The sequence below is a fragment of the Curtobacterium sp. MCBD17_028 genome (assembly GCF_003234875.1).
In the GTDB taxonomy this organism is placed as follows: Bacteria; Actinomycetota; Actinomycetes; order Actinomycetales; family Microbacteriaceae; genus Curtobacterium.
Genome location: NZ_QKTQ01000001.1, coordinates 228195 through 245932, shown reverse-complemented (window position 1 = coordinate 245932; position 17738 = coordinate 228195). Strand labels below are relative to the sequence as shown.

Here is a 17738-nt window from a genome sequence, read left to right as displayed (position 1 = left end):
AGGGGCCGTGCGCCGAGGGGCCGTGCCGACCCGGCACGGCCCCTCGGTCGTCAGACGCCCACGGCCTGCCGGACGGACGGGTCCTGGACGAAGGCCGCAACGGCGGTGGCGAGCACGGCCTCCGTGGCCGCCTCGCGCGTCGCGGCACCGAACATCGCATGGTCGGCCTCCGGGAGCTCCACGACCCGGAGCGTCCCGGGCAGATGCGCGAGCCGGTGGGCTGCCGTGGCGCCGCCCCGTGCCCGGAAGACCGCGCCGTCGCCCGGACCGAGCACGAGGGTCACGTCGGTGCCGGCCGCGAGCGGCGCGCGGACGACGGGTTCGACGAACTGCAGGTGTCCACGCCGGGCCAGCGCCAACGCCACGCGGTACGGCAGGTGCCGCTTGACGGCGGCGACGAGCGCTTCGCGGCGTGTGCGGACGTGGGGCCGTGCCTCCGCGTCCTCGGCCGCGACGGCACCCGGTGCTGCGGGGCGGGACCGGTAGTCCGCCTGGCTGAGGCCGACCACGAACCCGGCACGGCCTGCGGCGGCCCGGAGGCCCAACCACCCGCCGACCGAGAGTCCGACGATCCCGACCCGGTCGGCCGGGAGCGCGAGGTGGTCGAGGACGTGGCTGACGTCGTCGATCCACTCCTGGGTGAAGAGCAGGCTCGGCTCGTCGGCGGCGACGAGTCCGGTCTCGCCCGTGCCCCGACGGTCGACACGGACGGACCGGATGCCGGCCGCGGCGAGTCGTCGAGCGAGGGCGACCTGCAGGCGCGTGACGCCGATGCGGTGTTCGGACGAACCGTTGAGCAGCACCACGGTCGGGGCGTCGTCGCCGTGCCGCGGCCTGGTGTCGACGGCGAAGAGGTGGTCCGGTCCGATGCGGACGAGGTGTTCCTCGACGTCCTGGTCGACGACCGCCCGCTCGGTCGGGACGAGCTCCATCGGCGCCGGGACGGGCTCGGGCGGCACACGGCGGGTCACCCACTCGCCGACGGCGTCGACGCTCGCGGCGGGGATGCGCGCGGAGAGGCTCGACACGCCGAGGAGCGCCTCGTGCCCGTCGACCCGCACGATGTCGATCCCGTCCCGGTCGTACCCGGCCGGGACACGGCGGTCCCCGTCGTTCCGCACCGCCACGAGCACGGGCATGCGGTCGGCCGGTCCGGTCGGGTACCCGAGGGCCCCGATCGCCGCTGCCTGGTCGGCGGGGATGTCCGCACCCACCACGGTGACCGTGCCGTCGTGGGCGGTGGTGACCGCCGATCCGGGTCTGGTGTCGATCCCCGCCACCGAGACCGCGGCGAGTGCCCGTGCCGCGCGGAGCCAGGAGCGTCCGGACCGCGGCGGGTCCCAGAGCACGAGCCCCGCGGCGTCCGGGTCGTCGTCGGCGGCCGCGACCGCGACGAGGGCCCCGGACGCGAGGCCGACGTACACGATTCGGGTGCAGCCGGCGGTGCGCAGCGCCTCCGCCGCGAGCCGTGCGCCGTCACGATGGGACGTCGCGGTCGCGGCGACGACGGAGTCCCCGCTGCCGGGGTGGTCGTAGCGCACGGAGGCGATGCCGTGGTCCGCGAGTCGCGCGGCGAGGAGGCGTTCGGTCCGGTAGGCGAGGACGTGCTCGTGCCCGAACGGTGGGCAGACGACGACCCCGGTGGAACCGGGCCGGGTGGGGCGTTCGACGGTCGCGAGCACGGCCCCACCGCCGAGCCACGTGTCGAGCGCCGGCATCAGCGCAGCGACAGCTGGTCGAGCGTCGAGACCGGCCAGTCGGCGAGCGAGGTCCCGAACGTGCGGAAGAGGGCGAGCGTGATCCGCTCCATGCCGAACGCGATGCACGACGTGTGGGCGACGGTGCCGTCCGCGGTCGTGATCCCGAAGGGTGCGCCGAAGTGGTCGGCCGCACTGTTCGCACTGGCGATCGCGGTGCCGTCGGAGAGCCCTGGGTAGATCGGGACGGTGACCTCGATCTTCAGCTCGTCGGTGAGCTGGTTCGCGGCGAGGAACTTGCCGGCGCGGCCGAAGAAGGGGTCGTTCGCGGGGACGCGGGTGACGTCGAGCCCGAGGGCGGCGAGCATCGCGGCCTGGCGCTCGCTCCACGTGTTGCGGAAGGTCCTGGCGTCGTCCTCGCCGCCCACGTAGACGAACTCGTGCATGCGGAACGACTGGAGCCGCATCGGGTCGTCGGAGGGCTCGTGGCGGAACGTGTACCCGACGACGTCGAACACGCGACCGTCGACCTGCTGGCCCGCCAGGTGGTCGTAGAGCGGGTGGCACACGGCGGACACGAGCATGGTCTCGCCGGGGTGCAGGAACCGGTCCCAGTCCTCGCCCGCGGCACGCGCGGCGAGGAGCGCGGCGTGGTCGCGGTCGGAGCCCGTGAACGTGTGGATGGCACCCGTGAGCTGCGGGAACGAGGCCACGTAGTCGGTGCGCTCGAAGGCGGACCGGGCGATGACCGGGGCGAAGCGGATCCGCTCCGGGGCGAGCTCGGCGAACCCGAGCGTAATGTACCGGTCGACGGCGTCGACGACGTCGTCGAACGTGCCGTTGCGGCCGAAGAGGCCGGGCTCCCCGGCGGGGACGAGGAGGCCGGCGTCGACGAGCTCGTCGCGGAACGCGAGGCGGGCGGCGTCGAGGTCGGTGGTCTGCGGTGCTGTTGTCGTGTCGGTCACGGGTTCGACCTTCCGTTGCTGATGGTTGCGATCTTGGCGTTGTGGTGCAGGATGCGGTCGTTGCCGACCATGAGGGCGGTGCCGTGCGCGTCGCGCACGATCCGGCCCAGGCTCGACGGGTCTCCGAGCCGGTACCCCGCGATGCCCGTGATCACGAGCGCGCGGGAGACGATGTCGAGCACGGCTTCGCTCGCCGTGACCTTGAGGCCGTTGACCCAGCGGGCCGTCGCCACGGACTCGAGCACGGCGGGCTCGTTCGCCGCCGCCTCCCACCGTCGCGCGGACGCCTCGATCGTGTCGGCCAGGGACTGCACGCGCAGCTCGACCTCGGCGAGGCGGAGTGCTGCGGGCGGGGTGGTGCCGAGGGCCTTGCGGGCGGCGCGACGGACCGACGCGCGGGCGGTCTCGGTGGCGCTCCGGGCCATGCCGAGCCAGGCCGCGGCCCAGAGCACGTGCGACACCGGCGTCATGGTCTGCGCCGACATCTCGGCGAAGGGCTGGGCGAGCAGGTGGTCCGCGTCGACCTCGGCGGTCAGCGAGAACCCCTCGCTCGCTGTGCCGCGGAGGCCGAGGGTGTCCCAGCCGCTCCGACGCACGAGTTCGGTGCGCTCGGCCGGGCAGACCACGAGCACCTGGTCGGACGGCGGGCTGTCCGGGGTCCGGCGCGCGGTGGCGAGCACCGCGCTGGCATGGAGACCGTAGGAGATGACCGGGGCCTCCTTGGCGAGACGCACGCCGCAGGTGGTGGCCTCGACCGAGCAGCCGCTCGATCCGGTGTCGCCGCCGGTCGTGATCTCGGTCGTGGCCGACGCGATGAGGGCGCCCTCGTCCCGGACCCGGGCGAGGAGCCGGGCGGCGGCGACGCTCGTGCCGCCGTGGCGGACGAGCGTGGCGACCTGCCCGACGTGCATCGCGAACACCATGGCCGTGGAGGCGCAGGCACCGCCGAGGACGGTGGCGACGTCGGCGAGTTCCGTGAGCGTGGCGCCCTCGCCGCCCAGATCGACCGGGAGGACCGCTGCGAGCAGTCCGAGTCGGCGCAGCGCCGCCACGGACTCGCTCGGGAACCGTCCTTCGGCGTCGATCCGGTCCGCCCACTCGGCGGCGACACCCGCGGCCTCGACCGCGCGGTCGTGCAGGGAGACGACGTCCGTGGCGCGGACGTCGGGGAGGACCGTCACGCTGCCACCGCCTGAGCGCGGACGACCGCCTCGATCGACGCGATCGTGGCGAAGGTGCTGCGGGTGAGCGCCTCGTCGGGGAACTCGATGTCGCACTCCTCCTCGACGGCCAGCATGACCGTGATGGTCGCGTGTGACGTCAAGCCGACCTGGTACAGGTCGTCGGTGTCGAGGACCTGGGCGACGGGGACGGAGAGGTGGCCGTGGCGCTCGAGGACCTCGCGGATGATCGTGGACATTGGCTGGTGTTCCTTCCCCCGGATGACGGAGACGGCGGTCGCGGCGGCGAATCCGCCCTCGTGGGTGAGCGAGACGCTCACGGACTGGAGCCGTTCGCGGACCGATCGGTCACGGGCGGCGCGGTGGAGCCGGACGACGGGTGCGCCGCTCGGCAGGCTGAGGATCTCGACGTCGTGCGGCAGCACCGGCTCGTCGGGAGCCGGGCGGAGCAGCTTGACCACGGCCTCCTTGCCGGCGAAGCGCGCGGCGACGCGGTGCGGCTCGTCGTGGCACTGGAGCCGCTCCCTGGGCGACAGGATGCGGTCGAGGTAGCGGTCGCCGAACCGGTCGATGCTCGCGGCGACCGTCTGCACGGCGATCATGTCCGTGCCGACCCGGATGCGGGGGCTCATGCGGACGCTCCGTAGTGCTCGAGGACCCGGTCGACGTGCCGGTCCATGTCGAGTTCCTCGGCGCGACGGGTCGCTCCCGCGCGGAGTGCGGCGCGGAGCGCGCGGTCGTCGACGAGTCGTTCGATCGCGCCCCGGAGCGCGGCGGCGGTGGGCGGCACGACGAGGCCGCTGTCGCCGTCCACGACGAGCGGGGGTGACGCCGTGGTCGTGGTGAGGACGGGCACCCCGGCGAGCAGGGCCTCGGCCACGACGATCGGGAAGTTCTCGGCCCACCGGCTCGGCATCACGAGCAGGTCGGTCTCGGCGAGGGCGCGGGCCCGCCCGGCCTCGTCGAGCCAACCGGCAGCGACCACCGCGTCGGCCGCCGACACGGCGTCGCGCAGGGGGCCGTCACCGCCGACGGTGAGCGTGGCGCCCGGGACGCCGGCGCCCCACGCCTCGAGCAGCAGCGGGATCCCCTTGTGCTCGGCGAGCTTGCCGAGGAACAGGACGCGGAGCACGTCGGACTCGCTCCGCGGCGGGGCGTCCCGGGGCGCCGACCAGCCGTGCGGCAGCACCGTGCTCCGGTGGGCGTCGAGTCGGAAACCGCGTTCCGCGTGCCGGTCGCGCGTGCGCTCGCTGGGGAAGATGAGCGTCGCGTCGCGCGGGATGGCAGCGGCGACGACGCGCGATCGGAGCCCCTGGACCCGACCGACGTGGTCGATCGGGGCGTCGCCGCGCGTCAGGGACGCCGACGTGTGGACGAGCGTGAAGTCGTGCGCGGTGTGCACCACCCGCGGACCGGCGAGCCGGAACGGTGCGGCCCCGAACCCGGAGAACCGGTGGACGTGCACGGCGTCGAACCCGCCGTCCTCGAGGAAACGGGTGATGGCCGTCGGACGGAGGGAGTCGCGCAGCTCGGCCGCGTGGAACCGGACCCGGGCGAGGCGGCCCGTGCCCTGGCGGTCCGGCGAGTAGGGACGGCGTCCGGGCACGACGACGAGCCGTGCGCCCGTCGCGGCCACGAGGGCGCGGGCGCCGTCGTCGACCCATCCGGTGACGACGGTGACGTCGTGCCCGCGCCGGACCTGTGCTCCGGCGAGTGCGAGGCAGTACTGTTCGGCGCCGCCCAGCGGACTGAGCAGGGAGCTGGACACATGTGCGATCCTCATGCCGCGCCTCCCGCCCGGACCAGGCGCGTCACCGCGTCGTGGAGGAGCGTGGCGCTGCGGTCCCACGAGAACCGGTCGCGGATCGTCGCGGCCCGGCGGGCGCGCTCGTCGGCGGGGGTCGGCCCGGTGAGCGCGGCGGCGAGCCCGTCGCGGATCGCGTCGGTCGAGGTCGGGTCCACGTAGGTGGCGTCGTCACCGCACACCCAGCGCAGGGCCGGCACGTCCGAGACGAGGACGTCCGATCCGGCGGCGAACGCCTCGACGGCGGGGAGGCCGAAGCCCTCGTCGAGGCTCGGGAACGCCACCAGCGCGGCGTGGGCGTAGAGGCGGGCGAGCTCGGCGTCGTCGACGTACCCGAGGCGGAGCGCCCCACGGTCGTCCGCGTCGGTGCGCGCGTAGATCGCGCTCCCGCCGCCGACCATCACGAGGGGGTGCGTCGTCCGCAGGGCCTCCGGGAGCGCGGCGTGCGCGGCGACGAGCCGGGCGGTGTTCTTGCGCGGGTCGTCACTGCCCACGGCGAGCACGTACCGTCCGGCGGCCTCACGCGCACCGGCGGACTCGGGCACCGGGAGGCCGGGGCGGAACGGGTCCGCGGGCGCGTTCGGCACCGTGACGACCGGGGTGCCCGGGCCGAGCAGGGCCCGGACGCGCCCCGCGATGGGCTCGCTCACCGCGACCACGAGGGCGGCCGAGCGGAGCTGGGTCCGCAGCACCGGCGCGTGCGTCGCGACGTACCGCCGGCTGAACCACTCCGGGTGGTCGAGGACGAACAGGTCGTGCACGACGACGACGTGCCGGGCCGCGAGCGCGGGACCGCGGCTCGTCAGCGTGAGCAGGTACTCGTCGGCGGACCGGCCGACGCCAGCGGACTGGGCTCGGGCCCAGGCGGCGATCGGACGGTCCCCACCGGTGCCGGCCGCGGTCTCGCGGACGTCCGGGAGGCCCGACAGCCGATCCGCGATCTCGGTCGCGTACCGCTGCTGCCCCGTCACCCGCTGCGTGCGGAAGGCGCCGTTCACGACGATGCGGGCGCCGACGGGGGAGCGCCGACCGCGGCGGCCGGTACGCGGCCCGCGGCCGGGGACCGGCACCGCGAGGAGGGGCTCGTCGTCGAGGTCGTGCTCGGACCGCCGCGCACCGGGGCGGAGCGGGGCCGACGCCGTGTCGGCCGGCTCGTCCCTCGCGACGGCGGTCACGCCGTGCCGGGTCACCGACCAGGCCGGGGCGGACGTCGCGGCCGCGGCGATCGGCACGCCGGAGCCCGCCGTGACGAGCGCCGCCGCCGTGCCACCGGCGAGGACCGGGAGCATCCAGTCCCGCACCTCGTCGGCGAACCGCTCGGCGCCGAAGTCCCGCGCCCGTCGGCGACAGGCGTCGGGGTCGACCGTGACGGCACGGTCGACGGCGGCCGCGAGTTCGTGCGCGCCGAGGCCGGACGCCACCGCGCCCGTGACGCCGTCGACGACCGACTCGGTCGCGCCGCCGGTCGGTCCGACGACGACCGGGACGCCGAGCGCCATCGCCTCGACCGGCATGATGCCGAAGTCCTCGACGGCCGGGAACACGTACACGGCCGCCTGCGCCATCACGGCCCGGAGCAGCCGGTCGGACGGGTCGAGCACGAACCGGACGGGCACACGCGCCGCCGCGGCGTGGGCCTCGAGCGCCGCCTGCTCCGGGCCGCCCCCGCCGAGCACGACGGGACGCCCGGCGGCCTCGCCGGCCGCGATCACGAGGTCGAGTCGCTTGTAGGGAATGAACCGGGAGGCACCGAGTACGTAACCGGCCGGTAAGGCGTCGAGGACGCGGCGTTCGTCGTCGTCGAGCAGGGCCCGCCAGTCGGACACGGCCTGGAGGTCGGCGACCTCGACCGGCGGGTGGATCACGCGGGAGTCCTTGCCCCAGGTGTCGCGGATGCGGCCCTGCACGAAGGCGCTGTTCGCCGCGATGTTCCGATGGGCCGCAGCGCGGCGCCGATCGGTCACGCGGAGCGGCACGGCGGCGATCCGGCTCGCGAGCCCGTTCCCGCGGCCGTCGAACTCCGGGGTCCAGACGTACCGGGCGGGCGTGTGCACGTACGCGAAGTGCCGGTCGGCGGGCACGGCCGAGTGGGCGACGACCTGGTGCGAGAACGCGTGCGAGCTCGACAGCACCCAGTCGTACCCCTCGGCGCGGAGCCGACGCCACACGGCGGGCATCGCGGGGAGCGCCAGGGCCTTGCGACCGCGGAGCGGGGTGCGAGCGAGGAGGCTCTCGGTGACCCGTCCGGCTGCGAAGCGGTCGGGCGCCTCGTTCCAGAGGCAGAACACGTCCGCGTCCGGGTACATGCGGGCGAAGGCGTCGAGGACCTTCTCGGACCCGCCGGAACGGCCGATCCACTCGTGGACGATGAGTCCGGGCATGACTCGTCGTTCCTTCCTAGTAGGCGCCGTCGGAACCGACGACGGCACGAGCAGTGCGCCAGAGGATCCCGAGGTCGAGGGCGAGGGACCAGTTCTCGACGTAGTCGAGGTCGAGGCGGATGGCTTCCTGCCACGACAGGCGGGAGCGGCCGCTCACCTGCCAGAGGCCGGTCATGCCGGGGCGCACCTTGAGACGTCGGTGTGCGCTGGCGTCGTAGAGGGCGATCTCGGCGGGCCGCTGGGGACGGGGACCGACGAGGCTCATGTCGCCGCGGAGGACGTTGACGAGCTGGGGCAGCTCGTCGATGGAGTACCGGCGGATGAACGCCCCGATCCGGGTCAGCCGGGGGTCGTCCGCGATCTTGAACAGGGGCCGGTCGCTGGTGCCCTGCGCGGCCAGGAGCTTGTGCAGGTGGGCGTCGGCGTCGGTCACCATCGAGCGGAACTTGAGGATGTCGAATGCCCGGTGCCCGGCGCCGATCCGCTCCTGCCGGTAGAACACCGGGCCGGCGCTCGTGGTCCGGACCGCGATCGCGACGACGAGGAGGAGCGGCGAGAGCGCCGCGAGCAACAGGAGGGAGCCCACGACGTCCGTCGCCCGCTTCACCACGCGCTGCGGCCCGGTGTAGGTGGGCGCGGCGACGTGCAGCACGGACAGACCCGCGATGCGTTCGCTCCGGAGCCGCCCGGTCGCGACGTCGACGATGGTCGGGGCGACGACGAGTTCGCAGGCGCGGTGTTCGAGGTCCCAGCTGAGCTTCCGGACCCGGTCCGCGGTCAGGGCGTCGGCCCCGGTCACGAGGACGAGGTCCGCCCCGGTCGCGTCGAGCGCCTCGGCGACGCGCACGGGGAGGTCGACGTCGAGGGCGTCGGGCGCGGGCACGACCGATGCGACGACGTCCCACCCGGCGGCGACACGGCTGGTGAGGTGTGCGGTGGCCTCGGCGATGCCGGCGGGGGAGCCGACGAGGACGATCCGGCGGCGCAGGCGGCCCGCGAGTCGTTCGCGTCGGATCCACCGCACCCAGGACAGCCGGGCCACGAGGAGGAGGACGACCCCCGCGGCGACGGCCCAGGGGAGGCCGACGCCACGGAGGTCGATCCCGGTGGACCACGATGCGAGGGCGAGGGTCGCGACGGACGCAGCCGTCGCGGTGAGGATCGCCCCCACACCGTGGTTCCCGTTGCCGAGCCCGAGGAGGCCACGTCGCTCGAACACCGCGAGCCACACGATCCAGACCACGGCGACACCTGCGAGCAGGGCGATGCGGGAGATCGTGGAGCGGGAGAGGTCGGGTACGAGCATCGAGGCTCCGAGTGCCGCCACGACGAGCACGGCGTCCGTCAGACCCACCACGGCACGGAGCCGTTCGGCGGACCGGTCGGGCACCGCAACGGCGTGCGGGGCATCCGTCCAGATGGGGGATTCAGCGGTGGGCGCGTCCGGGTCGGGGTTGCCGGGCGCGTCGAACACTGCATTCGACATGGGTGAGCCTGCTCTTCGGGTCAACAGGTGACCGACGGCGATCCGTTCGGGGACGACGATCGCCGACGCACTCGTCGTCTTCGGGAACGACGGGTCCGCGGTCGTGTTCGGGGCACGACGCGGTTGAGCAGTCGGAGGGTCGATCCTGGCCGGGTAACCGAGGGTCGAGCGGATTCGGGTTCCGCGTGCTGGTCACGATATTGCCCCGGCTCGCGAGCGTCAAGCAACCGTGACGGGATTCCTGACCCGGACGGGCGTCCAGCGGCGTGTCGCCGTCGGTCAGCCGACCGGCGTCGGGTGGAGGGCGCGGCGCAGTCGGTACCCCCGGATCGCCATGGCACGGCGGAGGAACCGGGCCAGGGCGTCCTGGAGGCGCCACGCGCGGAACACGCCGGCGACTCGGTACGCGATCCGGATGATCGACTCGGATGTCCCGGGCGTGTCGCGGTCGCCGATGTGCTGCTGGATCCGCCCGAGGCGCCCGTGGGTGGCCGGCACGACGACGAGGTCACCGAGCTGGCCGGGGAGTTCCGGCCACAGGTCCTCGAGATCCGCGACGGCCTCGCCGCGCACGACGCACTCGGCGACGAACGCGTCGATGCCCCGGGTGTGCAGGTGCCGAGCCGCGGCACGCTCGTCGAAGCCGGCGCCCGCGCCGATGGCCGCGAGCCGGAGCCCGAGGTCGAGGTCCTCGTTGTAGCCGAGCTCCACCGGCGGCCGGTACGCCTCGGCCTCGCGGTAGAGGTCGCGGGGGATGCTCGCATTGCCACCCCAGAAGGACGTCAGCAGCGTCATGGCGTCCCCGGTGCGCCAGACCGCGACCTGGTTCTCGTAGTCGCGGGCGTAGATGCGGGTCGCCGCCTCGTCGCGGCCCCGACGGGGTGTCAGACGCACGGGCATGTAGCCGAGCAGGGCGCTGCGGGGGTGCTCCGCGTGGAAGGCCCGGTGGCGTTCGACCAGCCCCTCGAGCGGCAGGACGTCGTCGTCGGCGACGAGCACGACGTCGCAGGTGGCGGCCTCGAGCCCGACCGAGCGCGCGATCGACCTCCCGCGGTTCTCGGGGAGCGTGATGAGGCGCATGCGGGGGTCCGCCGTCGCCCGGGCGAGCGCGGCCTCCGCCCCGTCGTGCGGGCCGTCGAGCACGACGACGAGCTCGTCGAGGTCCTGTCGGAGCCAGTGGTCGAGCATGTCGGACAGGCGGTCGAGGCGTCGGTAGGACGGGACGACGACGGAGATGGTCGGGAGGTGCGACATTCGGGTCTCGCGTTTCTCGGGTTCGGGTCAGGGTCGGCGCACGAGCCGGACGGGTACTGGACATCGGCGCTGAGCGTCGCTATTGTCGCAGCCACGACGAGCCAGTCAACCCGCTGACGCCGACCCGAACCGGCGTCACGACCACGGTGCCCCGGACCCCGAACCCAGGGCACGACTCGCGGCGAGGACCCGAAACCCCGCAGCCTGACGTCGAGCGAACCGACGGTGGCGTACCCGAACGCCCGGCTCCATACCCGAACGGCGCCCACCCATGCCCATTCGTGAGCGGCTCCACGACCAACTCGACCTGGTCGTGGTCCTCGGTCCCGTCCGTGAGGACGTCATCGACGCCCTGCCCGACGCCCTCCACCGACACCTGATCAGCGACGACGGCAGCGAGCTCCGTCGCGCCTACCGTCCGGACCGGGCCTGGGGGCACGTCTCCCGCCGCGCCGCCGACTCGCTCGCGGACGACGTCCTCGACGTCGCCGTCGACGGCCTGGAACCGGCCGAGATGGCGACGCACCTCCTCGACGCCGGCTACGCGGTCCTCCCGATCCGGATGCTCGTGTCCGGCGGACTGATCGCGGTCCTCGTGCCGCACGACCTCTTCGACGGCGCCTCCAGCGGCCACCACATCCGGCGCGTGCTCGCGATCGCCGCGGGTGAGCCGGAGGGGCGCACCGTGCGCCCGCCGACCCGGCGGCCGTTGGCCGCCACCATGCGGGTCGCGGGGCTCGACCGTCCCGGCCCGCTCCGTCTCGCCCGGGCGGCCCGGCGGGACGCGGAGCGACAGGTGCCACCCGACCCCCAGGTACCCGGCGGGCTCGCCGTCGACCGTGCACGGCGCCTCCGCGGGTTCCGCACCGTCCAGCTCGACGAACAGGAACTGCGCACGCTCGACGCCCGTGCGGTCGACGGAGCCGGGCGCCGCACCACGCGCGGCATGAAGCTGTCGGCCGCCGTGCTCGACGCCATCGCCGACGCCGTCCCGCCGACGACCGACTTCACCATCCGGATGAACGTCGACCTCCGTCGCTGGGCGCCCCGCGGCGAGCGGGTCCAGGGCCCGTTCTCGACGTCGTACCCGATCGGTCGGCTCCGGACGATGCGACGCGACGCGGCTTCGGTGCACGAGCAGGTCCGCCGGGCGATCGAGACGCGGGCACCGCTCGCGGCCCTCGTCGGCGACGTCGTCGGCCTGGTCCGCGACCGCGTGCGACACCCCTTCCCGATCCCGTCCGGCGACGTCATCCGCACGCAGTTCGACGTCGCCCTCTCCGTCTTCCCCTCACTCATCCCGGACGCCGTCTGGCGACCGGGTGCGACCCCGCTCCTGGGCACGATCCTCGTGCACCCGGGGCACGTCGCGAACCCGTACGTCCAGATGTCGCTGGTCGGGTCCGAGGCCTCGATCGCCCTCTGGGACGAGACCGGGATCATCGACCAGGACCGATTCGAACAGTCGCTCCGAGCCGCCGTCACCCCGGCCGCTCGGGTGCGAGAGGAGCACCACGCATGATGAGCGCACCCGACGCGGTCCGCACCGTCCTCCGGCACTGGGCACTCGTGCTCGTCGCCGTCGTCCTCGGCGTCGTGGGCGGTTCCGTCTACAGCGCCACCGCGAGCCCGACGTACAGTTCGTCGTCGCAGGTGCTCGTGACGATCCGCTCGAGCGGCAGCACGACGGACCGCCTACAGGGCGCGTCGTACATCAGCCAGGTCCTGCCGACCTACACGTCGGCGATCACGAGCTCGTCGGTGCTGGAGCCCGTCATCCAACAGCTCCACCTGTCGACCGGGGTCGCCGCCCTCGCGAAGGACGTCTCGGCGACCGCGGGGACCGACACGGCGATCATCACCGTCACGGCGGACGCGGGCAGCCCGCGCGCCGCCCGTGCGCTCGCCGCGGCGGTCACGAACCGGTTCATCCAGGTCGCACCCGACCTGCTCTCACCCACGAGCGCGGCGGGTACCAGCACCGCCACGGCCGGGGCGTCCGGGGACACGACGCCCGCGGACCTCCGGCTCTCGACCGTCAGCGTGCCGACCACCCCGACCGGTCCGACCAGCCCCGGGCGACTCGTCGTGGTCCTCCTCGGGCTCGTGGCCGGGTTGATCGTCGGGATCGGCATCGCGCTCGCGCTCGGCGCGGCCGACCGTCGGGTCCGGAGCGCCGAGCAGGCCGCCGCGATCGCCGACGCACCGGTCATCGGACGGCTCCCGCGCCTCCCGGCCCGCGCCTGGCACGACCGGTCGTCGGTCCCCGCGTGGACGGAGGCCGTCCGTGACCTCCGCGAGTCGCTCCTCGCCCGGGCAGGCGACCGGCCCACCATCACGTTCCTCGGGAGCACGACGGGCGAGGGCGTGACGACCGTCGTCGCCGACGTGGCGACGGCGTTCGCCCGTGCCGGTGTCCCGACGACGGTGCTCGACATGGACCTCCGGTCGTCCGACCTCCAGGCCGGACTCGCGGTGCGCGGAGAGCGCGGCCTCGTGGACGTCGTGAACGGCCGTGCCGAGTTGTCGGACGTCCTGCTCCGCCCGGCGTCGCTCCCCGCGTTGAGCGTCGTCCCCGGCGGCCGCGGGTCCGATGCGGGCGACGTGTTCACCGCCCGGAACCTGCAGCCGGTCGTGGACCATCTGCACGGCAGCGCCGAGGTCGTCCTCGTCGACACGCCGCCGGCGAACGGCTTCAGTGAGGCCCTCGCGGCCGCCCGCATCGCCACCGCCGTGGTGCTCGTCGTCGGCATCGGCGAGGTCACCACGCCGACGTTGAGCGCCGTGGTGGAGCGGCTCTGGACGAGCGGGCAGGAGGTCCTCGGCGTCGTGGCGGTCCGGGTCCCCGCTCACGTCCGGGTCCCGTCCGCGCACGCGGCGGCCCGCCGGTCCATCGCGGCGACCGCACCGTCCGGGGCATGAGCACGAGCGAGGCCCTGCGCTCCCGTCGCCGCGGAGCAACCGTCGTGGGCGTCGGCAGCGTGGCCGCCGTCGGCCTCGGCGCCGCCGCCGTGGCGCAACCCGCCGCGATCGTGCTCCTCGTGGCGCTGCCGCTCGTCGCGCTCGTACCCGCGGTGGCGGTCTGCTTCGCCGCCGCGGCCGACGGGGTGACCCTGCCGCTGCTGCTCACGGTGCACAGCGCCACCGCGGTGAACATGGCCGTCCTCGGTGCGACGATCCTCGCGGCACTGGTCGCCGTCCTCCGTGGGCGGATCGACCGACGCGTCGGGTGGCCGGTGCTCGGCATGGTGGCCCTCGTCCTGCCCGCGACCGTCCTCGCGGTGTTCGAGTTGCCGTCCGCGCAGTGGCTCAGCGGCCTGCGGTACGTGTTCATCCCCCTGCTCGTCGCCCTGTTGGCATCGACGATGACGGCGCGCACGGTCCGGACGGTGCTCCGGGTGCTCACCACGCTGCTCGCCGTCAACGCCGTCGTCTCGGGCATCGAGTCCGCGCTCGGGTCCGACCGGCTCCTGGCGCTGACCGGCCTGTCCTACGGCACGAACATCCGCAACATCGGCACCACGCTCCGCGCCATGGGGACGTTCGGCACGAACTACCAGCTCGGCGCGTTCGCCGGGGTGCTCGGCGCGGTCGCGCTGCTCTGGTGGGGGACCCTCGAGGACGCCCGACGCGACCGCGTGTGGCGGATCGTCGCGATCGCGTCCGGGGTCGCGTGCCTCGTGTTCAGCACCTACCGCACGGGCATCGTCGTGTTCGTGGTCGCGATCGCGGCCGCCGTGTTCCTGACCCGCGGCGTCGTCGCCGGATGGGTCCGCGTCGCAGCGGCCGTCGGGGGTCTCCTCGCGGTGATCGGGTTCCTGGCCGTCGGCCTCGGGAACGCGGGGAGTCTCCTGGAGCGCTTCGCGGTCTGGGGACAGCTCCTCGCCGCGTCACCGCGGTTCTTCGGACGCGGACTGGGATTCGCCGGTGCCGCGTCGCAGGCGAAGGGCTCCGCGCTCCAGGTCTTCACCGACGACTACTACATCTCGATGTGGCTCCAGTTCGGCGTGGGCGGCGTGCTCGCCATCGTCCTGTTCCTGGCGGTCGCGGTCGCGCTGTACCGTGCCGGCCGCCGCGGCAACCGCCGCGCCGCGCTCGCCGTGACGATCTGGATCGGCGTCCTCGTCGGGTTCTTCTTCGTCGAGCTCTGGGAGTACACGTCCGCCATGTCGATCGTCATGCTCGTCCTCGGCGCATCGGGCTCACACGCCCGCGCCGTCGACACCGGGCCCGTCACCGTTCCCGCACCCCGTCCATCCAGGAGGCCGTTGTGAACACCACCGAGACCGACGGACGCACCCGCCGGGAGGCCCGGGTCGACAGCGAGGGCGTCGGTCGCCGCATCCGCACCTTCGGCTGGTTCTTCGCGACCGTCGTGGTGTCCGGGGCGTCGAGCATCGTCACCATCCCCGTGATCGTCACCCTCACGAGCGCCCACTCCTGGGCCGCGGTCGCGCTGGGGCAGGCCGTCGGGTCGTCCCTCAGCGTCCTGACGATGTTCGGGTGGGGCATCACCGGGCCCGCCCGCATCGCGATGATGCCGCGGAGCGAGCACGCCGTCGCCTACTGGGACTCCATCGTCGCCCGCTTGATCGTGCTCGTCCCCGTCCTCGCCATCACGGTCGGCGTGACGTGGGTCATCGCGCCGACCGCGCACCTGGCCGCCGTCGTCGCCGGCGTGGCGATGGCGGCGGGCGGACTCTCCGGCACGTGGGCCCTCATCGGCCGACGCGAGCCCGTGGCGCTGTTCTGGGCCGACACCGTGCCGCGCGTGGTCGGGACGGTCCTCGGGGTCGGCGCGCTCGCCCTGGGCGGTGGGCTCATCGCCTTCTCGGCGCTGCAGCTCGCCGGCGCACTCGCCGCGTTCGTCATCGTGTCCGTGCGACTCCTCGGCGGAGTGCGGCGGCCCGCGGGCGGGGTCCACGACGCGGCCGGCGCGTGGCGGGTCATCCGCGAACAGCGCCACGGCGTCGCCGTCGCCGTCGCCGTCGCCGCGTACTACCCGCTCGTGCTCGTGATCGTCGCGCGGTTCATCCCGGCGCAGCTCCCGCTGTACGCGCTCAACGAGAAGCTCCTGCGGTTCGCGACGATGGCGATGCAGCCGGTGCATCAGTACATGCAGGCCGCGGTCCCGTCCCAGCAGGGACGTGCCCTCGTCCGCGCCCTCCGGCGCTCGCTCGCCGCGATCCTCGTCATCTCGGTGCTGGCCTGGGTGGTCTACACCGTGCTGCTGCCCGTCGCGAGCGGTCTGCTCACCGCGGGCCAGGTCCAGGTGCCCGCGTTCGCGGGACTCATGCTCGGCGCGTTCATGGGCTTCAGCGTCCTCGGGAGCTACATGACGAGCGTCGCGCTCGTGGCCGTCGACCGCGTCGGCGTCATCAGCCGCGGTTCCCTCATCGGGTTCGGCGCCGGGCTCCTCGCCGTCCTGCTCACCGCGCTCATCGGCGCGGCGGACGCCCTCGCCGCGGGGTTCGTCGTGACGGGGATCGTCACCGTCCTGTACCAGACCACCGTGTTCGTGCGGGCGATGCCGCGGCACGCGGACGTCCAGTCCGACATCGTGCTGCTCGACGCCCCCGAGCCCACCGAGCCCGCCGCACCGGGCCTCCCGCCTGCCGGATCCGGGGCCGTCGCCCCGATCGTCGTGCCGGAGGTCTGATGGCGGCACACGCTCCCGGCGACGGGGCGCACCGCCCGACGAGGGCACGCCGCCGCCACCGATGGGCGTACCTCGTCGCGGGCGGGGTGGCCCTCGTCGTGCTCGTCGGCGTCGGCGCCGTGTGGGTGCACCGGACGTCCGGCGCGGCGTCGACCCTGTCGGCCTGCGGTGACCACGGCTCCGTCCCGGCGGACGACGCGGCCGCCCCGTCGGCGTCGGCCTCGGCGCCGAGCGCGCAGGTGCGGTCCGGCACGGCCGTCGACAGCTCGACCCGCGCCTCCCGGGACGCCCTGCGGCGGATGGGGGGACTCGGGTTCACCCAGGGCGACCAGCCGATGACCCTCGGCTCGGCGCGGCTGACGACGCTGTTCCGCGGGATCGCCGCCACGGGCGCGACGATCGTCCGGCTCGACCTGAACTGGGCGGCGATCGAGCCGTCCGGTCCGGACTCGTACGACTTCACCCACACGCTCGCCGTCTACCGGGCGGCGACGGCGCACGGCCTCACGGTGCTCCCGGTCCTCACCGGCGTGCCGGGGTGGGCGAGTTCGGCGCCCGGCGGATGCGGGCCGGCTTTCGCGGCCTTCATGGACCGTGCCTCGCCCCCGATGCTCGCAGCCGGGGTGCGTGCCGTCGAGATCGGCAACGAGGTGAACATCACCGGGATGTCACCGCAGGCGTACACCCGCGACCTGCTCGTCCCGGGTGCCCGTGCCTTCCGTGCCGCCGCGATCACCGCGGGCGTCACGGTCGGCGTGATCTCCACCGGCCTCGCCCCGGGCAAGACCGGCGGCGGCACGTGGTCTCCACCCGACTTCCTCCGTGGCGTCTACGCGGCCGGAGGCGGTCCGTACCTCGACGCGGTGGGAATGCACCCGTACTCCTGGCCCGACCCGCCGACCGCGGACGTCGCGTGGAACTGGCTCCGGGGTGCGACGGACGTGCGCGCCGTCATGGTGGCGAACGGCGACGCCGACAAGGCCATGTGGGCCACCGAGTTCGGGTTCCCGACGAACAGCGATCGCGGCGTCTCGGACGCGCAGCAGGCGAGGTACCTGGCGGTCGGGGCGCGGATCTGGGGCGCCCGTGCGTGGGCCGGCCCGATCGTCATCTACTCGTACCAGGACCTCGACACCGGCGCCCGCGACCCCGAGGACAACTTCGGGGTCCGCGACACCGACGGGACCGCGAAGCCCGCGTACGACGTGGTGCGGGACCTCGCCGCGGCTGCAGCTGCCCAGGGCGAGGGGTAGGGCGGGTGTCGACGGAGGACCGGTCCGCGCAGCCTCACGGGACCCGAGCGCTCGGTAC

The 17738-nt window shown here is 74.2% G+C and carries 13 protein-coding genes; 5 read left to right on the top strand and 8 right to left on the bottom strand.

What is annotated here, in order from left to right:
* Positions 1-50: 50 nt before the first annotated feature.
* The 8 genes from DEI86_RS01135 to DEI86_RS01100 form a co-directional block, all read right to left on the bottom strand.
* Positions 51-1718, bottom strand: coding sequence for an alpha/beta hydrolase (locus DEI86_RS01135; protein WP_111048594.1), 1668 nt, complete (start codon positions 1716-1718; stop codon positions 51-53).
* Positions 1718-2662 carry an amino acid--[acyl-carrier-protein] ligase gene (locus DEI86_RS01130; protein WP_111012569.1) on the bottom strand — a complete coding sequence of 315 codons (945 nt, stop codon included), beginning with the start codon at positions 2660-2662 and terminating at the stop codon, positions 1718-1720. Before DEI86_RS01130 ends, DEI86_RS01135 begins: the two co-directional genes overlap by 1 nt.
* Positions 2659-3843: an acyl-CoA dehydrogenase family protein gene (locus tag DEI86_RS01125; RefSeq protein WP_220038478.1), complete on the bottom strand. Its 1185-nt coding sequence runs from the start codon at positions 3841-3843 to the stop codon at positions 2659-2661. Before DEI86_RS01125 ends, DEI86_RS01130 begins: the two co-directional genes overlap by 4 nt.
* The gene (locus DEI86_RS01120; protein WP_111036732.1) at positions 3840-4475 is read right to left on the bottom strand and encodes an acyl carrier protein; all 636 of its coding nucleotides are present in this window, start codon (positions 4473-4475) and stop codon (positions 3840-3842) included. The genes DEI86_RS01125 and DEI86_RS01120 overlap by 4 nt, the downstream gene beginning before the upstream one ends.
* A complete protein-coding gene (locus DEI86_RS01115; RefSeq protein ID WP_181435184.1) occupies positions 4472-5611 on the bottom strand; it encodes a glycosyltransferase in 1140 nt (379 codons plus the stop codon). Before DEI86_RS01115 ends, DEI86_RS01120 begins: the two co-directional genes overlap by 4 nt.
* A gap of 11 nt (positions 5612-5622) precedes the next feature.
* Positions 5623-8028: a glycosyltransferase gene (locus tag DEI86_RS01110; protein WP_111048593.1), complete on the bottom strand. Its 2406-nt coding sequence runs from the start codon at positions 8026-8028 to the stop codon at positions 5623-5625.
* A gap of 16 nt (positions 8029-8044) precedes the next feature.
* The gene (locus DEI86_RS01105) at positions 8045-9514 is read right to left on the bottom strand and encodes a sugar transferase (protein ID WP_111048592.1); all 1470 of its coding nucleotides are present in this window, start codon (positions 9512-9514) and stop codon (positions 8045-8047) included.
* Between the two features lie 279 nt (positions 9515-9793).
* A complete protein-coding gene (locus DEI86_RS01100; protein WP_111012565.1) occupies positions 9794-10768 on the bottom strand; it encodes a glycosyltransferase in 975 nt (324 codons plus the stop codon).
* A 271-nt stretch (positions 10769-11039) separates the two neighbouring features.
* Between DEI86_RS01100 and DEI86_RS01095 the strand changes: the two genes are divergently transcribed.
* Genes DEI86_RS01095 through DEI86_RS01075 form a run of 5 tightly spaced genes read left to right on the top strand, consistent with a single transcriptional unit; the run spans position 11040 to position 17680 of the window.
* A complete protein-coding gene (locus tag DEI86_RS01095; RefSeq protein ID WP_111008711.1) occupies positions 11040-12290 on the top strand; it encodes a hypothetical protein in 1251 nt (416 codons plus the stop codon).
* Complete coding sequence (locus DEI86_RS01090) at positions 12287-13690, top strand: Wzz/FepE/Etk N-terminal domain-containing protein (protein ID WP_111008712.1); 1404 nt, start codon at positions 12287-12289, stop codon at positions 13688-13690. The genes DEI86_RS01095 and DEI86_RS01090 overlap by 4 nt, the downstream gene beginning before the upstream one ends.
* Entirely contained in the window at positions 13687-15042 is a 1356-nt protein-coding gene (locus tag DEI86_RS01085; protein WP_111036729.1) for a hypothetical protein, read from the top strand. The genes DEI86_RS01090 and DEI86_RS01085 overlap by 4 nt, the downstream gene beginning before the upstream one ends.
* Entirely contained in the window at positions 15039-16427 is a 1389-nt protein-coding gene (locus DEI86_RS01080; RefSeq protein ID WP_111008714.1) for a hypothetical protein, read from the top strand. Before DEI86_RS01085 ends, DEI86_RS01080 begins: the two co-directional genes overlap by 4 nt.
* The gene (locus DEI86_RS01075; protein WP_111048591.1) at positions 16427-17680 is read left to right on the top strand and encodes a hypothetical protein; all 1254 of its coding nucleotides are present in this window, start codon (positions 16427-16429) and stop codon (positions 17678-17680) included. Before DEI86_RS01080 ends, DEI86_RS01075 begins: the two co-directional genes overlap by 1 nt.
* Positions 17681-17738 lie beyond the last annotated feature (58 nt).